Annotated in this window: 16 protein-coding genes and 1 tRNA gene; 3 read left to right on the top strand and 14 right to left on the bottom strand. The window is 42.6% G+C overall.

The window, feature by feature from the left end:
• Positions 1-189 precede the first annotated feature (189 nt).
• From NUV40_01890 to NUV40_01860, 7 genes are all read right to left on the bottom strand, one after another.
• Positions 190-262, bottom strand: a tRNA-Thr gene (locus NUV40_01890).
• A 120-nt stretch (positions 263-382) separates the two neighbouring features.
• Entirely contained in the window at positions 383-805 is a 423-nt protein-coding gene (locus NUV40_01885) for a hypothetical protein (GenBank protein ID MCR4342639.1), read from the bottom strand.
• A gap of 14 nt (positions 806-819) precedes the next feature.
• Positions 820-1,404, bottom strand: a complete 585-nt coding sequence (locus NUV40_01880) for an elongation factor Ts (protein ID MCR4342638.1) — start codon at positions 1,402-1,404, stop codon at positions 820-822.
• Positions 1,405-1,444: 40 nt separating this feature from the next.
• Positions 1,445-2,305, bottom strand: coding sequence for a 30S ribosomal protein S2 (gene rpsB, locus NUV40_01875; protein MCR4342637.1), 861 nt, complete (start codon positions 2,303-2,305; stop codon positions 1,445-1,447).
• Positions 2,306-2,452: 147 nt separating this feature from the next.
• On the bottom strand, positions 2,453-3,475 hold the full coding sequence (locus tag NUV40_01870) for a hypothetical protein (GenBank protein MCR4342636.1): 1,023 nt from the start codon (positions 3,473-3,475) through the stop codon (positions 2,453-2,455).
• A 14-nt stretch (positions 3,476-3,489) separates the two neighbouring features.
• Positions 3,490-3,792: a hypothetical protein gene (locus NUV40_01865; GenBank protein ID MCR4342635.1), complete on the bottom strand. Its 303-nt coding sequence runs from the start codon at positions 3,790-3,792 to the stop codon at positions 3,490-3,492.
• A gap of 69 nt (positions 3,793-3,861) precedes the next feature.
• The gene (locus NUV40_01860) at positions 3,862-4,245 is read right to left on the bottom strand and encodes a hypothetical protein (GenBank protein ID MCR4342634.1); all 384 of its coding nucleotides are present in this window, start codon (positions 4,243-4,245) and stop codon (positions 3,862-3,864) included.
• Positions 4,246-4,315: 70 nt separating this feature from the next.
• Between NUV40_01860 and rpmA the strand changes: the two genes are divergently transcribed.
• Complete coding sequence (rpmA, locus tag NUV40_01855) at positions 4,316-4,588, top strand: 50S ribosomal protein L27 (protein MCR4342633.1); 273 nt, start codon at positions 4,316-4,318, stop codon at positions 4,586-4,588.
• Between the two features lie 101 nt (positions 4,589-4,689).
• On the opposite strand, the gene rplI is transcribed toward rpmA, so the two are convergent.
• From rplI to NUV40_01835, 4 genes are all read right to left on the bottom strand, one after another.
• Positions 4,690-5,133: a 50S ribosomal protein L9 gene (gene rplI, locus NUV40_01850; protein MCR4342632.1), complete on the bottom strand. Its 444-nt coding sequence runs from the start codon at positions 5,131-5,133 to the stop codon at positions 4,690-4,692.
• A 121-nt stretch (positions 5,134-5,254) separates the two neighbouring features.
• Positions 5,255-6,469: a S41 family peptidase gene (locus NUV40_01845; protein ID MCR4342631.1), complete on the bottom strand. Its 1,215-nt coding sequence runs from the start codon at positions 6,467-6,469 to the stop codon at positions 5,255-5,257.
• 90 nt (positions 6,470-6,559) lie between these two features.
• Positions 6,560-7,564, bottom strand: a complete 1,005-nt coding sequence (locus NUV40_01840) for a hypothetical protein (GenBank protein MCR4342630.1) — start codon at positions 7,562-7,564, stop codon at positions 6,560-6,562.
• Positions 7,565-7,582: 18 nt separating this feature from the next.
• Positions 7,583-7,978, bottom strand: a complete 396-nt coding sequence (locus NUV40_01835; GenBank protein ID MCR4342629.1) for a hypothetical protein — start codon at positions 7,976-7,978, stop codon at positions 7,583-7,585.
• Between the two features lie 202 nt (positions 7,979-8,180).
• Between NUV40_01835 and rpmE the strand changes: the two genes are divergently transcribed.
• Together rpmE and NUV40_01825 are read left to right on the top strand one after the other, a co-directional pair.
• Positions 8,181-8,459 carry a 50S ribosomal protein L31 gene (gene rpmE / locus NUV40_01830; protein ID MCR4342628.1) on the top strand — a complete coding sequence of 93 codons (279 nt, stop codon included), beginning with the start codon at positions 8,181-8,183 and terminating at the stop codon, positions 8,457-8,459.
• Between the two features lie 63 nt (positions 8,460-8,522).
• Positions 8,523-9,485: a PCRF domain-containing protein gene (locus tag NUV40_01825; protein ID MCR4342627.1), complete on the top strand. Its 963-nt coding sequence runs from the start codon at positions 8,523-8,525 to the stop codon at positions 9,483-9,485.
• 11 nt (positions 9,486-9,496) lie between these two features.
• Here the strand turns inward: NUV40_01825 and NUV40_01820 are convergent, their stop codons facing one another.
• From NUV40_01820 to NUV40_01810, 3 genes are all read right to left on the bottom strand, one after another.
• A complete protein-coding gene (locus NUV40_01820) occupies positions 9,497-10,834 on the bottom strand; it encodes a lytic murein transglycosylase (GenBank protein MCR4342626.1) in 1,338 nt (445 codons plus the stop codon).
• Positions 10,835-10,864: 30 nt separating this feature from the next.
• Positions 10,865-11,512 (bottom strand): 50S ribosomal protein L25, encoded by a 648-nt coding sequence (locus tag NUV40_01815; GenBank protein MCR4342625.1) that lies wholly within the window; start codon positions 11,510-11,512, stop codon positions 10,865-10,867.
• A 184-nt stretch (positions 11,513-11,696) separates the two neighbouring features.
• Positions 11,697-18,695 carry a chitobiase/beta-hexosaminidase C-terminal domain-containing protein gene (locus tag NUV40_01810; protein MCR4342624.1) on the bottom strand — a complete coding sequence of 2,333 codons (6,999 nt, stop codon included), beginning with the start codon at positions 18,693-18,695 and terminating at the stop codon, positions 11,697-11,699.
• Positions 18,696-18,756: the final 61 nt, after the last annotated feature.

Here is an 18,756-nt window from a genome sequence, read left to right as displayed (position 1 = left end):
CAAGGACTCTGTTTTTAACCGAGATTACTTCGTACAATTTGAGCCAGAGAGAGGATTCGGCTATTACATAGCCAGGTGATTTTCCATCTCAGAGCCTCCGGCTCTTCGATAAGGAAAATCCTTTCGAATCCTCACACGAGCCAAGCAGTTGGCTCGTTTCTCTGTCTCAAATTTACTTCGTACAATTTGAGCCAGAGAGAGGATTCGAACCCCCGACCCACGGTTTACAAAACCGTTGCTCTACCAACTGAGCTACTCTGGCATTTTTGTTTATCTATATTATACTCATGAAACTAATTCCTCATACCATGCTCGGACCCTGTCCGCCCTCCTCTGGCGGAAACTGAGCTACTCTGGCTTATGTCTTTCTTTAATACTGATTTTATTCCTTCATCTCTTTTCCCGTGTCTTTTTCTATTCTATCTCCCGCGCTATCTCTCACTCTTAAATTATTTTTATGCCTTATCATCATCTGCCAATAATGGGAAGAATTGTTTTTCTCTATCTTGCATTTACCCCAGATGAAATTCAAAAATTGTAAAATAACATTTTCAATCTTTGTAAGAAACATTATGACAAATTTCCCCAATACTACTACAAAAAATTCAACCTTATGCGCATTGTTCATCCATAGCCGATAAAAAGACCCTTTAACCAAGTAGTGAATATCTTTCCATATAGGCTCAACGCCGTCTAGATAATAGAGTGGCAATGAGCCCATACGCGCCACTTGTCGCTTAATCAAAAACAGCATCACAGCTAAGGACAAAAGAAGCAAGCAAGCAAAAATGATTATTATTGCCATAATTTTTTCTTATTTTAAACAGAAAAACGCACAAAGCGCGAGATTTCAATATTCTCACCGAATTTCTGAATCGCATCTCTTACATAATCATTCACTGTTATGTCAGGATTTTTAACAAAGGACTGTTTTAATAGGACACGCTCTTTGAAATAAGCGGATACTTTCCCCTCAATAATCTTTTCTTTCATATCTTCAGGCTTATCAAGCCCCTTAATCTCTTCTCTGAAAATATCTTTCGCCTCAACTATGGCGCTTTCCGGGATATCAGACTCTTTAAGATAGGCCGGATTTAGCGCCGCTATATGCATTGCTATATCGTGAAGAAAATTCTTAAATCCTTCATTTTTAGAAACAAAATCTGTTTCGCATCTTCCTTCCACCAATACCCCAACCTTGCCTCCGGCATGTATATAAGCTTCAATAATTCCGGCATTAACTTGCCTGTCTGCTTTTTTATCCGCTACTTTAAGTCCGGCCTTACGCAAGACAATAATAGCCTTCTCTATATCTCCGCCAGCCTCTTTGAGGGCATTTTTACATGCCATCATTGATACTGATGTTTTATCACGAAGTTCTTTTATTTTATCTGCTGTTACCATTTTCAATAAATAATTAATATATTGTATATTAAATCTAAACTTATTCTGTTTCCACAGAGAGAGCTTCTTTTGGAATGTCGTCTTTTTTAACTTCCGAAACTTCAACCCTTTTCATTGCAACGCCTTCTTTATATGCTTTAGCGATTCTGCCTAAGAAGTATTTAATGCTTGAGCGAGTAGCGTCGTTTGCCACAACAGGATAATCTATATCTGTTGGATTATTATCGCTATTTAGCAAAGAGACGACAGGGACAGAACTTTTAAGAGCTTCGTCCTTCGCCACTTCTTCGTATTTAGCATCTATAATCACCACAGCATCCGGTCTTTTCTTAAGAGAAACCAATCCTCCGAAAAAACGATCCATCTTCTCAATATCTTTATCAAACTCTGAACGCTCCTTTTTGGTATACTTCAGCCATTTATCGGTAGTCTTAGTCTCTTTAAGGCCCTCAAAGTAATCCATCCTCTTCCTTATATTGCTAAAGTTGGTAAAAGTGCCGCCTAACCAACGCTCAACGCAAAACGGCATATTTATATCTTTTGCTGTCTCAAGCACCGCTTCCTTTGCCTCAGGCTTTGTCCCTACAAAAAGGATAACCTTACCCTCTTTTGCCAATCCTTTTACGAAATCCTCCGCTTCTTTTATCTTCACGTCAACCTTCTCTAAATCAAAAATCTCTACATTATTTTTAGTAGTAAAGATATAAGGCTTTGTCTTAGGGTGACGGCTTCTCCTTGAATAGCCATAATGAACGCCTGCCTTAAACATATTATCTATCTCGCCGTTTAAAATAGGCTGTTTAGACTCCGCGCGATTATCAAAAATAACGGAACCGGAAGAAGTAGTGGCCTCCTCCGCTTTTTCCTTAATATCTACATTTGCAGTATCAGTATTTTTCATATCAGTACATTTTAACAAAATAAATAAAAAAGTAAACCCCGTCGCTCCTGTCTGCCGACAGACAGGCACGAACGACGGGGGTAAACCCCTCTTCCTGTCTACCGACAGGCAAGCACGATAAGCGGGGTAAAACTAAAATACTTAAAATTATAGTTCCTCAAATTTTATATTTTTTGTACTTGAGTTAAGATAAATTGGCACAGTGTCAGATGATCCTCCGCCTTCTCCTTTAATAGTTATAGTATAAGTACCATCTGGAGTGCCTGTCGGTACATTTACGCTGAATGTCACAGTATCAGAATAAGGAGAATTAATTGTAGTAGACGACCAGTTATAAGTTGCGCCTGGTAAATCTGAAGATAATACTGATAACTGTACCGGCCCGCTAAAAGCAGGATCGCCTGTGTCTGCCATAGTTACCTTGATAGAAGTTTCAGTAGAAGTAACCGGTTGTCCGCTCAAAAGGTCAGCAGTCAAATTATCAGAAGAGCCTACGGCAAAACCTAGAATAAAGTTAGGTGTTTGGTCTTCACTTGTATCTAAAGGAGACAAACAGCCCGGATCAGCCATATCTATTAAAATATCTGTATCTGTATTATCTATTCCGTCATTACATTCGCCAGGCGGCGGAATTGCGCCTCCGCTATAAGACACCCCTCCAAAAGCAGGATTAAATTGAACCCACCCTACAACATCAGAACCCCAAGCATAGCCTATTAGACTAGAACTACTACGAGATACTTCATTAGCCCAACTGCCCGACATCTTGATCCAGCCATCCCAACCATTTAGATCTGCAGAAAGGACTTTTGCCCAACCAGTAACCGTATTATCTGATTCAAGTTTAACTCCATGATTTGGCGCTTCAGGATATCCGGAAGAAGGCGCAAAATCTATCCATCCAATATTTTCACTCCAACCATATCCTGAAAAATCGCCACTGGTCTGGTTGATATTTACTCCATAACTAGAGGAACCGCATGAGGATGTATCAGTACAATTAAAACTAATCCAACCGATATTCTCAGACCACGCCCAACCTGAAACATTGTCCGTGGCGCTAGCCTCTATCTCAGGCGCTTTATAATCAAAAGCCATCCCTATTGAAAAAATAATAGCAAGAAAGGCAATCAAGGAAAGCAGAGTTTTGTTCTTATTTAAAATTTGCATATTTTATAATAAAATTATTGATTAATCCTTGCTTCTATAGCCGATTTCTCTTCTGGCGCAAGCTCTATTGCGGGAATGCTGTTTATCCTCTCTTCTATCGCTGATTTTTCTTCAGTTGCCAGTTCCTTTACAGGCGCGCTGTTTATCCTTGTTTCAATAGCTAATCTTTCTTCATCTGTTAATCCTATCTTTTCTTCTGATGGTAATTCTTTCTCTCTGACAAATCTCTTATAATAAAATACGCCGGCGATAATTAGAATTAAGATTACCGCTACGGCAACCGCTATCTCTTTAGTATCCATTTTTTTTTCTTCCATATTCTTTATTTTACCCTTTACACCTTAAAATATAAATAAATAATGTGGATAACTTTCTGCCTATTTTAATTATTGCAATCCTTTGCAATTAGAGGCCGGTCCATAGCCGGCTTTCTTGGCCTCATCTTCCGACTCAAACCATATCTTGTTCTCATCTTTAATGCGCAACGCTCCGGAACACCAAGGGAAATGGTATTTCGTTCCGTTTTTTGAAGCCACTATAACTCCCAACTTGGCGGTTGAACCGCCAAGTTGGGAGTTATTACTCATATTTTGAGCGCTAAGTATACTTGCTTGCATATTTTCAATAGTTATTGGCGTCTTACTCTCTTTAATCTTTGAAAGACGACCTAAGCCGAAACTTAAAAAGGCCACGAGGATTATAGTAAGCGAAATGAACATATCCGCCTCATAAGGCTTGATTTTTTTTAAGTATTCTTTTATACTCTGCATATAATTAATTTAACAGAGCTTGTTGCCCAAGTCTATTATATATAGGCATCGGTAAAGGTTCATAATCAAAATGGCGCATAAAAAAGCCGGTGGTTCGGCTAAAAACCTAACGGATTCAAAACCTAAATATTTAGGAGTTAAATTATATGACGGACAAACCGCAAAAGCCGGTTCTATTCTCGTGCGACAAAGAGGCACCAACTTTACAGCCGGCGCAAACACAAAAGTCAGCAAAGATCACACTATATTCGCGCTTAAAGAAGGAACTGTAAAATATTCTTCTAAAAAGAAACAAAACTTTGATGGCACATCAAAACAAGTAAAAGTTGTGAACATCGTCTAAAATTAAAAAAAATCAAAACTTGATTTCCGAAAACTGTCCCTTGCCGTTTGGCTCTTGCAGGAAATTAAGGTTTTGATTTTTTTAATTTGTAAAGTGAAAAATTAAATCGCCTCTATCTTCACTTTAAGTTTAGCTTTCTTGCTATCAACCTTGACTCCTATCTCAAATTCGCCAATCTCTTTTATAGGATGCTCAAGATCTATATTATCAACCGGTATTTCCATATTAATTTGATCATTAACAGCTTTCGCAATCTCCTCTTTATGCACACCGGCAAAAAGATGACCTTTGCCATTCGCTTTTTCTTTCAAAAAGATTTCTTTCCCGTCTAACTCGGCAAGGTTCTTCAAAAGGAGATCTTTTTGAATATTGGCATTATCAATATTCTGTTTTTTTACAATATCAATCTTCTTTATATTTTTGTCCGTAGCCACCTCGGCAAGACATTTCTTAATAAGAAAATTACGCGCGAAGCCATCACTCGCATTTATAACATCATATTTTTTGCCCACTTTTGGCACATCTTTCAATAAAATTACTTTCATGGTGTTAGAAATTTAGACTAATAATTTTTTATAAAAAAATCAGAAAAATTGATTTCCGAAAACTGTCCCTTGCCGTTTGGCTCTTGCAGGAAATTGATGTTTTCTGATTTTCTTATTTATCCTACTTATTTAACAGTATTTCTATCGCTTTTTCAAGTTGGGGGTCTTTCTCCGCTTCAATATCTTCTTTAGTGATCTTTACCTCCACATCAGGAGTGAGACCCTCATCTGATATTGAAAGACCATCTGGAGTCAGCCATTTGGCAATAGTAATCTTAAGAGAGGTATTAGCCGTCACAGGCACCACCTCCTGCACAGACCCCTTGCCAAAAGTCTTCTCCCCGACGAGAGTCGCTATGCCATGCTCTTTTAACGCGCCGGCGACAATCTCTGAGGCTGAAGCACTCCCCTGATCCACAAGGATGACAAAAGGCAGATTATTGAAGATATCGTATCCCCTACTCTTGTATAAGACATCTTCCTTACCCTCGCCAAAATGCTCACGCGCCACCACCTTGCCGGCAGGCAAAAACCAACTTGAGACCTCAACGGCGGCGTCAAGGAAGCCTCCCGGATTTCCTCTCAAGTCAAGAATCAATTTATCACTGCCGGATAATATAAATTCTCTAAGCGCCTCTCTGAAAGCGTTTGTGGAACCGGCAGAAAAATTATAAAGTTTTATAATAAAAACTCCATTTTCTTTTTGTTCAGTATCAAGAGTAGGTATCTTTATAGTGTCTCTTACAATTTTAATTTCAATCGGTTCGTTATTATCTTTTCTTATCACTGTTAGAACGACAATGGTGCCGATCTCCCCTCTTATCAGATCAACAGCTTTCTCTAGTGACATTTTTATAGTGCTTGTGTCATCAACTTTAATAATCTTATCTCCCGCCTTGATGCCTGCTTTCTCAGCTGGCGTCCCTTTAAGCGGTGAAATAACTGTAAGCATCTCATCCCTGATACCTATCTCTATTCCTACCCCGCCAAATTGTCCTTTTAGTTCAATATCAAAATTTTTGCTTTCACTAGGCGGGAAAAAGACTGAATAAGGGTCGCCGAGTGAAGCGACTAAGCCTTCTATAGCTCCCCACACCTTCTCCTCGTCTGTAACTTTTTTTCCATTTGCCGGATACTTCTCATCGATTAATTTCCACACGCTCCAAAAAGGAGAGAAATCCACTTCAGCCGGCTTACGCTCCTCCTTACCGTATAAATTCGTAACCTTCTCAATAGCCGGACGGTTAGAATATCCAACAAATATACCTGAAATAAAAATACCGCCGACAAAGATTATTACAGCCAAAAATATCAGAAATTTTTTAAATCGCTTCATCACCTCCCCATTATCGCAGAAAACGATTCAAAAATCAAAACCCCATCCGCCGATCGGCGGACGGGGTTTTGATTTTTGAATGATAATTACTTAAAAATTTTTATAACAACTGACCATGCGTCTTGTCCATCTCCTATCGCCGCCATTTTCATCACACGTTCCTGATGCATCATCAGAATACTGTGTCCATCCGGACGGACAACCTGTTGACGGAACATTATTGCAATAACTGATTGTTATCCACGCCTTACCCACACCACCTCCGCCTCCGGCACTTCCCGAATCAATCGCGATAAAACTAAAGTCTCGTGCCGCTGAATTACCACTTGAGTCTAATGTCCAAACTCGCACCTTGGACGCTGATGAAAGCGGATCTTGTTCAAAATAAGCAGCGCCACCCGAGCTGTCTTGGGTCGCAACAACAACAGGCTTACTTGCAAATGGAGTGTTAAAAGTGATGTCATAATACGACGTACCTGTCTTTACAACGGTAAACCCCGATCCCAAGAGTATAGCTCCTGTAGAATCCACAACTCCGCTTACTGTCCTCGTTCCACCCCCGCCGCCAATACAACCATTCGCATCACATACCGTCCCGCTGGCTTTAATATTCCCGACCACATCAAGTTTTTCTGCCGGTGCAATTGTCCCTATGCCTACATTGCCAGTTGCCAGTATGTTTAGGGGGCCTGAAGAAGGGGGTGTACCTCCTGTGCCGCCTATAGACATCATGCCGTCTTGAGGGGTAGTAGTCCAGAAACTGGATCCAATGTCATTTTGCAATCTTAGCCCCTTGTTTGTCCCACTTATAAATAAATTGCCCATAACGTCCATCCTTTCAATAGGGGCGGGCGTCCCGATACCGACATTGCCACCCGATGACGCAAGATAAGTATCCGTATACGTCTGGAAAACACCGCCCACTCCAAAAGCCCCCGCTTTATACTGAGTAGCTGAGCTTATATTCACCGGCGCCGACACATTGCCTAATGGAGGATCCTGACCAGGCGAAGTCCAAGCGAAGGCATAACTTATGCCGATAGCGACTATCAAGCCGAGAAATACTATCTTAAACGACTGAATTATGTTTTTCATATATATTTAAAATGCTAATTAATAATTTAAATTGTGTAATTTATTTAACTCGTCAAGTTGTTGCTGTTTTTCATCGGAAGAAAAAGGCTTGACTTCGGTCTGATTCCTAAAGCCGTCTAATTCACTTAACTGTTCCTGTTTTTCTTGTTCGGAAAGCAGGTTAACGCCCGCTTTCTCTCTTAAATCAATCAATTCATTTTTCTGTGTTTCATTTTCTTCCTGAATACGTAATCCTTCATTATCTAAGATTCCCGCTTCTCTTCTCTTTACATTTATCAATACAAAAATTAAAATACTTACTCCTAAAACTAAAACCGCGGCTTCTATATAATTAAGGTTGGAAAACAGCTCTTTCTTGCGAAGCGGGGTCACTCTCGGATCTATTTTTAACTTCCCATTTGATTCGTCTTTCATTTACCTTAATTCTACAAATAAAAAATAAGATAATCAATGGGAAAAAGTGACTAAATGGGGATAATAATAATTGGCGGTTCAACCGCCAAGACACTTGCCTTTTAAAACCATTTTTGGTAGTATATTCTGACAATGGAAAAAGACCCTACTCCTTCGCTAAAGCTTCGGACGGGCAAGTATTCACAAATTAAATAATAATATTATGAAAAAAGACACTCACCCAGAATATTACACAGACGCAGTCATAAAATGCGCTTGTGGAAACATTATAAAAGCCGGCTCTACTAAAAAAAACATAGAGATGGAAATTTGTAGCGCTTGCCATCCGTTTTTCACCGGAAAAGAGAAACTTATAGACTCAACAGGAAGGGTTGAGAAATTCCGCGCGCGCCTTGAATCATCTAAAATACACCTAGAAAAAACCAAAAAAACTCAAACTAAGTCAAAAAAAGAAGCTAAAGAAGAGACAAAAGCAAAATAACCAAAAACCCCGCTTGCAAATCAGATTTGTGGCCTAAGCCGATGCAAGATGAATATTTACTCTATGTTACCAAAAGAATTAGAAGACTATAAAACAAAATATCTCCAGGAAGAATATTTGCGTATTGAAAATAAGATAAAAGAATTAGAGAAGATAATTATTTCCAACCCTGAGATGAAAGACTTAAGCGAGGAAGAAATTTTATCTCTCTCTAAACAAAAAGACGAAATCTTAAATCAGGCTCGGCTCATTTTAGAAGCCAAGAAACCTGAAGAACAGGAAGAGTCTAAATCAATAATACTTGAGATACGCGCTGGCGCCGGTGGCGATGAAGCTTCTATTTTTGCATTCAATCTTTCGGAAATGTACGGAAAATACGCTGAGAAAAACAATTGGAGCGTTACAAAACTGGACGAATCAAAAAGCGCTTCCGGCGGATATAAAGAAGCGGTTTTTGAAATTAAAGGAACTGACGCTTATAAAAAACTGAGGCTTGAATCCGGAGTACATCGCGTCCAAAGAGTGCCGGCAACAGAAAAATCCGGCAGAATACACACTTCAACCGCATCAGTTGCAGTAATGCCCCTTAGACCGAAAAGCTCCTTAATTGAAATAAAACCGGAAGATATTGAAATAACATTTGCGCGCTCAGGCGGCGCAGGCGGACAAAATGTAAACAAAGTTGAAACAGCTGTCCGCATAGTCCACAAGCCATCCGGTCTTATGGTTCATTGCACTAGCGAAAGAAGCCAATTGAAAAATAAAGAAAAAGCGCTCAGTCTTCTTTCAAGCAGACTTGAAGACATAAAGCGCCAAGAAGAAGAAAAAAAATTGGCCAGTGAAAGAAAAGGCCAAATAGGCACAGGGGACAGATCAGAAAAAATTAGAACTTATAATTTTCTTCAAGACAGGATAACAGACCACCGCATAAAGAAATCTTGGAGCAATATAGAGAATATTCTAAATGGAAATCTTGATCCTATAATAGATAGTCTGCTTGAAGAAGAAAAGGCTCTTCTTCAATAATATATTACAAACTACAAGCCGAGTATATTTATCTGGCTTTGATATTTAGCGGCTATTTCCATAACATCATCTCCATAAAAAGCATAAGCCGGTTTCTGCCAATTGCCTCCGGCCAGATATCTAAGCGCGGCTCGGCGCTCAGCCTCATATCCGCCGGCCGCCGCTCCATTATCTTTTAGAAGTAATCCTGAAGCCATAAAAGCATCTTCCGGATTCCATGGGCTAGGCGGATTATTACCTGTCTTTTTTGCTATCAAATCTTTATACAAACTCCAAGTTGTAGGCATAAACTGCGCCGGACCCATAGCGCCTCCGCACCCGTAATAAGGAGCTTTAGATACAGGCAAAATATCAGGATTAAGCCTTAACTCGCTTGTTATTTCCATAAACGCAGTCTTTTGCTTTTCAGCAGAAGTCTTATACCCTATCCTGATATAACAATCATATAAATCATCTTTCCAGTTACCAGAGCCTACATTAGCGCCTAAATTTGATTCTTCCGTTATTATGCCAAGTAGAAACGCCGGTCTTACGCCCGTCTCCCTAAAAACATTATTCGCATAAAGAAGCGCCTTTTCAAAAGGAATAGCGTCAGACCCCCTTAGGACAAACAAGGCGCTCTTTATCTCTGCCGCGCTTTTTTGCTTCTCTTTCAAAATCTCCTGATATTTTTTCTCTTCGCCCTTAGTGATTTTTAAAATCTGCTCCTTCTCTTTCTTATACTCTTGATTCTTTTTTTCTTGAAGCTCCTGAATTGACTTTAGTTCATATTGCTCAGTCCTAGCCGACACAAGCTCCTCTTTCTCCGCTTGAGTTTTAGTAACATCATTTCTCAGTTCATTAAACGAATCTTGTACCGCCTCTTCTATAAAACCGAAAGTGTCTAAGTCGTTGAAAAAATCGGACATATCCTCATACCCTAATATAACCTCAATAAGAGAGGTTGAATCAATCTCATTAGTCCTCCTTAAAAGCTCGCCCAGAGACTCCTTCTCTCTATCTATCTTTGAAGATAATATCCCTATGACACCTTCTTTCTCTTTTATTGAGTTTCCTAATTTTTTTATAGCTAAATCTCTTGCCTTAATCTCAAGCCGCGATTTTTCTATCTTACTTTCAAAAATTGCAATATCTCTCTCAAGTGTTGTTGATTCTCTTTGCTTTTCTTTGATTATGGAATTTTGAGCATCAATCTGCCTTTCAATATCAGCGAGCTCTGCTTCAAGTTCCGCTCTTTTTTTAATAACCGTATCAGGGTCTAAAATTTCCGCAGACAAAGAATTGTACCCGGATAAAAAAACAAAAATGGATAGAAAGATAGCGAAAAAAAATAAATTTTTTTTTAACATAAATGAGGCTCTTTTTTTAAAGAGATTATTTTATCCTTCAACTTCAGCTTCAACTTCTTCTTTCTTGCCCTTCTTCTCTACTTCAATATCTGCTATTGTTTTTTCTACTTCTTCCACTTTTTCTTCCCTAGGAGCTTCTACCAAGACGATACTCTCGTCTCCTTTAGTGATAAGTTTAACGCCGGAAGGCATTGGAATTTGAGAAGCAATAATATGATCACCCAAATTAACAAGTACTGAAATATCCACCTCAAGACTATGAGGAAGATTTGCAGGAAGAGCTTCAACCTCAATCTCGTGCATCACTTTTACAAGCATGCCGCCTAATCCTTTTACAGCAGGCGATATACCGACAAATTCAAGAAAAATACTTGCTTCAACCGGTTTATTCATCAGAGCGGCATAAAAATCAACATGAAGAGGCTCTCTTGAAACAGGGTCAATAGATACTTCATGAATAAGAACGCTTAAGGGTTTATTATCAAGCTTTAAATCAACAACAGTTGATTCTCCAGCCTCATTAAATACTTTTTTAAAATCTACAGAAGAAACAAATATTGATACAGGCTTAGTCTTAGGTCCATAAACAACCGCAGGAAGCTTCCCGCCTAGACGGGATTCCTTGAGTCTCTTCCTTAAAACATCGCGTTTTTCAGCGTTTAACATTAATTTTGTCATCCTCCTATTATATATATTTTTGTCTATAAATCAACCCCGTCGCTCGCGAGCGACGGGGTCAACTACCTAAACGCCTCACTCCTAAACCTAAACGGCTCATTCCCCTTAAGGAATGAGCCGTTTAGCATTGAGCCCTGCCTACCGGCAGGCAGGCGTTTAATTGTTACCTTAACTTAAGTCAAACCTACCTCGCCATCCCCTGAAGTTGCAACATCAAAGCCTCTACCAGTTGAGCTAAAAGATCTTGCAAGATCGCCTGAAGTTCTTCAATCTGTTTCATCAAGAGGGCTTTCAGGGCATCTTCGGAGGTTGGGATTGTCTGCCCAGGTAGGGTGCTTACTCCCCCACCATAGGTGGAAAGGGTGGCACCTAAGACGGCCATGATCTTGGCACGGGTGCCGGGACCGGCAAGACCGTAGCCTGTGGTGTAAGGGGAACCGGAAGAGATGATATTGTATTTCTTTTGGAATCTTTCGACGGCTCTTTGAGTTAAGGCGCCGTAGTAGCCGGAAGTGATCCCTTCGGGATAGATCTCTTTGTCCTGAGCTAAGTATTGTTGGAGGAGTTTGACTTGATTGTTTTCCATACCGATGGAGAACGGACCCTCTAGCGGTGGGAGAGTGGTGATGGTTGGGGTGAAGATAGGAAGAGAGGTTGGTGTTGTTTGGGTGGAGATAGAGGTCTGACCGAGTTTCGGAGTGGCAGTGACGATAATCGGATTGGAGTAGTTAGGTTTCTTGTCGTAAGAGTAGATGGCGTAATAGTAAGGGGTATTGTTGGAAAGATTAATGTCGGTGTATTCGTTGTCTGTTCCTTCATAGATTACTTCTCCTTGAGTCTGGGCTTGAGTGAAAGTGGAGAGGTTAGAGATAGGAGTAAGAGAACGGACGACCGCCACACGGACAAAGTCGGAGTCGGGTGGGTTGGTCCAAGTAAGGGTGGCTTGGTTCTCGGCGGATTGGGCGGTGAAGGCTTGAGGGACAGCTGGTGGAGTGGTGTCGTAGTAGTTACCGCCGCCGCCGTAGGATCCGCCTCCTCCTCCCCCACCTGAAGTGACGGTGGTGGTGTTTCCGGTGGTAGTTGGAGATGTGACATTGATACTGACTCTGTTTTCTGAGGAGATGGTACCTCTCTGGGCGATCACTTTAGCGGTGTAACTTCCGACGGTGGGGTAAGTACAGGTGTGGGTTTCTAATGGGCCTTGAGTGTTGTAGTCGGTGGTGATGTTGGTGCCGGTGTCTTCCCTGTTGCAATAGAAGGTGTAGGTGGTCTGACCTAAGGTGTCGCCGGCGGATGAGGCAGTGAGGTTGATGGATAATGGTGGGTTGCCTGATGTTTTGTTGGCGGAGAGATTGACGGAGAGGGTGAGAGAGTGAGTGGTGTCACTAGCGATGTTGGAGAGGGGTGAGACATTACCGGCATCGTCGGTGGTTTTCAGGGCAAAGTAGTAGGTGGTGGCTGAAGAGAGGCCGGCGATAGGATAAGATTCCGAGGTGCCGGAGACTTTAGGGGTTGGTTCTCCGGTGACTTGAGTGGTAGAAGAGAAATTTGTGTCGTCTATCGGTGAAGTTGAATACCTTATATCGTAAGAGCGGGTGGCACCTTGGGTGCCATCATCTCCCGGTGCGGTCCAGTTTAGAGTAATGGAGGTGTGGTTGATGAAGGAGGTGGAGAGGTTGGTGATGGCAGAAGGTGGGGTGGTGTCCGGAACTCCTGAAGTAGTGAAGGTCTGGTCGGTGGAGATAGAGTTGTTGCCTGAAGCGTCAACTGACCTTACTCGGTAGTGGTAGAGGGTAGAAGGTGAAAGGTTGTTTAAGGTCTGACTGTGGGTGGTGGTCAGGTTGGAGTTTAAGTTGGTGGCAGTACCATAAGAAGTGGAGAGACCATACTCTACCTGAGTGTCTGACGGTTCGTTGGTGGCCCAGGAGATGGTGGCGGAGTTTGGGCCGATTGAGGTTGCGGTGATGGCGGTGAGGACTGGGGCGGTGGTGTCGGCTGGTGGATTGTATTCGTTGTTGTCGGTGGTGGAAGTACAACCGGGGTCTGAAGGGTAGTCAGTAAAACCATCACTGTCGTTGTCGGTGCCGTCGGAACATTGGTAGGTGGGAGTACTTATCCCCCCTATCGTTACAGGATAACCGCTTGCGTTCACTTTGCCGGAGGCGTCTATGACATAGAGATAGACTGTCTGGCCGGGAGTGAACGCACCTTGATTTGCGGTGAGAGTGATAGAGTTGGGAGACCATGCGGATGGTATTTGGATTTCGCACTGAATGCGAGTAGCCCATGTAGAACTATTGCAAAGCTCTGTTCTGGATTTTGTATTATCAATATATACATCATCCATCCATATTTCATATTTCCCCCCAACGGCATTAACATACATATGAGGAGAAGTAAATGTATCTATTTTCTCATTTGCAATGGTCGCTGTTCTTGTTACGGTAACATTCTTAGGATTTTTCTGCGCATAATTTAACCAGTACTCCAGTTCTCCGTTTGCGGTATCAGCAGGGCTTGACAACTTAATCCACATTTCCACTCGATGCCATGTGTTAGTCGCATAACCGCCACCATCGTATACCCCCGTCTGCCCATTCCCTACATCATAATGAGAGTTCCATTCTGTAGGAAACCAAGTAACTCCCATATATGGAGGCTGATTGTAAGAAGGTACGGTACTCCAATTTCCAATTCTGCCAATCTTCCACATTCTTGAACCCGAAGCGACAGTTTGATCAATTCTCGTCAAATAACTGACATAAACTTGATCGCTTTCAGGAAATGTTTTCTTTATAAACCCGAATTCCTGAGTCTCCGACGCTTGACTGCCTTCCGGGGGGTCTACCATGTAATAGGAAGAACGGGAACCGGCACCGTAAGCCTGCGCGGTATTTATAGAAGTATTCGGTTGAGTCGCGGCGTTCGATTCAATCCATCCATTTTTTCCGGTTATCTCATCCCCGTTCACGCCCCACTCAAAGTTTTCCCATACCATTGGGGTGGCTGAAGCTTTTAATCCGAAATTGCTACCCGTTAGCGTGACACTGGAACCATGATTGAACGTGCTCGAGACTCCACTCACCACAGGGTCACCCAAGGTAGGTGGGGCACTTGTCCCTCCTATCGTTATCTGTTTGCCGGCGCTGACATTGCCGTTGGCGTCTATGACATAGAGGTAGGCGGTTTGGCCGGGGGTGAAAGAGCCTTGTCTTACTGTCGCCGTGATAGAGCTGTCGCTCCAGGAAGTTACAGTAGCTATGGCAAGATTGGTGCTGGCATTGTAGGTGGAGGCGTTGCCTATTTCTACTCTTGCGCGGGCGTTTGGTCCGGTTGCCAAATAGACGTCGTCAAACCTTGGGGCGCTTTCAGCACAGTCGTTGCACCACCTTTCGTATGCATTAAAAGAGAAGTGTTTGAATAATCCTCCTGGATTAAGTACTGGTCCTGAATAACCTACTCTTTGAGACACAGCGATATTCGCTTGATCAGAAGGGCTCATAATCCAAGCATTCTCCCGGCCTGAAGAATCGGAAGCGCCGTGTATCCAGCCGGACAATCTGTACCATTTCCCTTTTTGCATGGATACAGAAGGTGAGAAATAATGTTCGCCGGTAGCGCTTCCGTTACCAAAAAAATAAATGGAGCTGACGGTGCTGTTACTGCTAGGCATAGATGAAAACATAGTCCTATCATTTAATGTAGTGGTGTCATAAAACCATGCGTATTTAATATTACAAATCCCCCCATCTTTGCAGGGGAAACTAGAAGTGGTCGGCCAATAGACCCAATATGAAAGATAAACATCCGAAGAGTTTAAATTATCAATAAAGGCGGCGCTGGTAGAATCTGAACTGCCGGGGTTGGTTTGCTTCGTGGCATCCCCCTTAAACGCCATATTCCCCGAAACGGAATAGGTATTATCATACTTTGGCGGGTTGCTGTTATCTCCACCCCCCACTCTGTCCCATTTTCCTATGGTAGCAGAGTTTGCGCCGGTTGCGACAACACTTCCGTTCGTCCCCCTCTCAAAATCGTCAAAGACTACGATGTTGGGTCCATTGGCGCCAAAGCTACTGCCCGTGATTGTGATTGCAGAATCATTAGTGAATGCTCCCGACACTCCACTTACCGAAGGGGTGCCTGATGTAGGAGCAGAATACAAAGTTAAGTAATCTTCAACAGACCAGCCGGTTAGACCTGAATCATATTGAACTTGCCACCACCAGAAGCTATCGGCGTAAGTTGGGCCACCTGTTACAGTGCCTAAGTTTCCTTGAGCTTCCGTACCCAAGAGGGTGCCAGTAGCGGAAGGGGTTTGTCTGACATTTAAGGTGGAGGTTGTTTGGACTCTGTTGTTTAAGCTGAATTTGGTGGAGGTATTGATAGTGTAGGTCTGGGTTTTGACGCCTTCGGTGTTTCCCGCCGTATCTACGGAAAAGTATTTTAATGTTGTGGTCTGCGGTATGGAGATGGCTGATGAATAGACTGTTAATGAAATGGTTGGGGTTGAACCGTCGATGGTGTAGTAAGTGGTTGCTGTCTCGTTAGTGGAGAGGGTTACTGTCTGAGCTCCGTTGTAGGTGCCACCTAATAATGAAGTGGTGGTAGTCGGCGCTGTGATGTCAGTCAGTGGGACACTTGTCCCTCCTATCGTTATCTGTTTGCCGGCGCTGACATTGCCGTTGGCGTCTATGACATAAAGGTAGGCGGTTTGGCCGGGGGTGAAGGAGCCTTGCCTTACCGTCGCGGCAATGGAGCTGTCGCTCCAGGAAGTTACAGTAGCTATCGAAAGATTGGTGCTGGCGGAATACGTGGAAGCATTACCTATTTCCACTCTTGCTCTTGCATTCGATCCGGTTGCCATATATACATCATCAAATCTTGGCGCGCTTTCAGCGCAGTCATTGCACCATCTCGCCCATGAGCTAAAAGAAAAAGTTTTAAATACATCGCCAATATCCTTGAATATCTGACCTGTCCAATTGACCTTTTGGGTAACAGGTATTGCATCATCTGTGCTGACCACCCATAACGTCTTTTCACTGGAAGAATCAGGGGTTGCATGAACCCATGCCGACACCCGATACCATTTCCCTTTAGCCATATTCAGGGTATACCAGTTTGCAGTACCACCAAAACAGTCATTACAAGAAACAGCCCAGCTTGAATAAGGTGGAGTTGTCCCGCCCGGCAAACCGACAGGTAAAACCTGGTCATCATAGCGAGTATCCGCGCCATATAGCCACGCTACTTTCCAGTTACAGATCCCCCTGTTATAACAAGGGAAGCTCGAAGTCGTTGGCAAGTAATACCAGTAGGATAAAAATACATCTCCCGTATCAATTCCATCTACAAAAGCGGCTGAGTTTGAATCTGTGCCTGTATTGGTCTTAACAGTATAATCAGACTTCATAGCCCTGCTCCCGGAAACAGAAAAAATATTATCATAAACAGGCGGGTTATTATTGTCGCCACCGCCCACTCTGTCCCATTTTCCTACGGTAGCAGAATTTGCTCCTGTGGAAACAACAGACCCGTTTGTACCACCCTCAAAATCGTCAAAGACTACGATGTTTGGTCCATTGGACCCAAAGCTACTGCCCGTGATTGTGATTGCAGAATCATTAGTGAATGCTCCCGACACTCCACTTACCGAAGGGGTGCCTGTTGTAGGAGCTGACGCGACAGAGAAGGTGATCGGATAGTCTGAGGTGTTAGGGTTGCCGGCCGTGTCTTGGCACCTTATGTAGTAGGTGTAGGATGTGCCACCTGTGAGACCGGTTAAGGTGGTGGTGTGGCTAGTGCCTCCGGTGATGGAGAAAGTGTTTGGTATGGAAGCGTAGGCGGTGTTTGAGTTTACGCCGTACTTACAGGTGGCGTTCTCGTCGGTGGTGATTGATAGTGTGGTGGAGGTGGTGCCGGATGTTAGGGTGCCTGTGGGTGAGCCGGTAGACCGAGTGGGTGGAGTGATGTCGGTGGGCGCATTGTATTCGTCGTTGTCGGTGGTAGAAGTACAGCCCGAGTCAGAAGGATAGTCGGTGAGGCCGTTTCCGTCGTTGTCTAGGCCGTCGGAGCATTGGTAGGAAGGTGGTGGAGTACCACCTGAAGTTTCATCCGCGCCGATATCCCAAGTCCCTGAACGGGTCTCTCCATCTATGTCTGTGGAGAAAGCTAGATTTGCATCTCCTGATAAGTCTGTTCCTGAATCTTTCGCCCCTGTATCGCCTGAAACAAGATGGAAGTCTTTACTTGTTGAATCTACAAAAAAGACGGTAGTAGAGTTTTTTGAATTTGATCCGGGAGCGTCTGCCTGAGAATGGCCAGATAGGTTGTTAGTCGAAGCGACATTAAAAGTGCCGTTATAATTGTCTGTGTTGTTGTAAACAAGATTATTTTTTGCAACCACCACTTCATAAATCCCCGTATAAACATATATCCCCACCGCCGAACCTGTTATCGTATTATTATAAATATAAGTTATCTCATTATAACCATAGGCATTTATCCCTATTCCGTAAGTTCCCGGCTTATCATAAAGAATGTTGTTCCAAATTTTATTTATATTACTCGTATTGTTAAAATACTGAATCAATATCAATGCGCCACCGCCGTTGAGACTGACATTGTTAGCTAATGCCGATTTAACTATGTTGTTAGAAATTTGAACATAGGGTTTAGCTACATTCACGTTTATAGCACCGTTGTTCCAGTTTCCTGAATTGGTTTGATAAACCTGAAGCCCATCGATTCTGGTGTATTGTTCTTGGATATTTAAAGTGTTTCCTCCGGCTTGTAGCATATACCTCCCCGTATCCCACTTTCCTGTGTGCCTCGCCTCCGGCGCAGTATATATCCTAATATATCTAGTCGCGTCTGTAGTCCAACCGTCTATAGTGACAGCGGTAGTATCAGGGTTAGTCCAGGTCCCTTCGATACGGGCGACGGCTATTTCATCGGTAGCGGTGAGGTCCCTCTGTTCTCCGGCTTCCCATGCGGAGAGTGAAGTGTAGTCCCCTGTTCCATCTTCTCTTATCGTCTTTATTGATTCTGTGGCTGCTTCTGTAGTTTGAGTGAAAGAGGAGAAGAGGAGGAAGAGAGAGATAGCTAAAAGGATAAGTTTACTGGTAAGGTTTCTGTTTGTTTTTACCCCTTCTCTCCCTTTGAATAATTTTAATATCATCCCAATTGAAATTTAGATTAATAATCTTTGCCCGTAAGTATTTATGGTTAATAAATTTCAA

The organism is Patescibacteria group bacterium, assembly GCA_024654625.1.
Classification (GTDB): Bacteria; Patescibacteriota; Minisyncoccia.
Note: the sequence above shows the minus strand (reverse complement) of the source record. Positions and strands in the feature narration are given on the sequence as shown.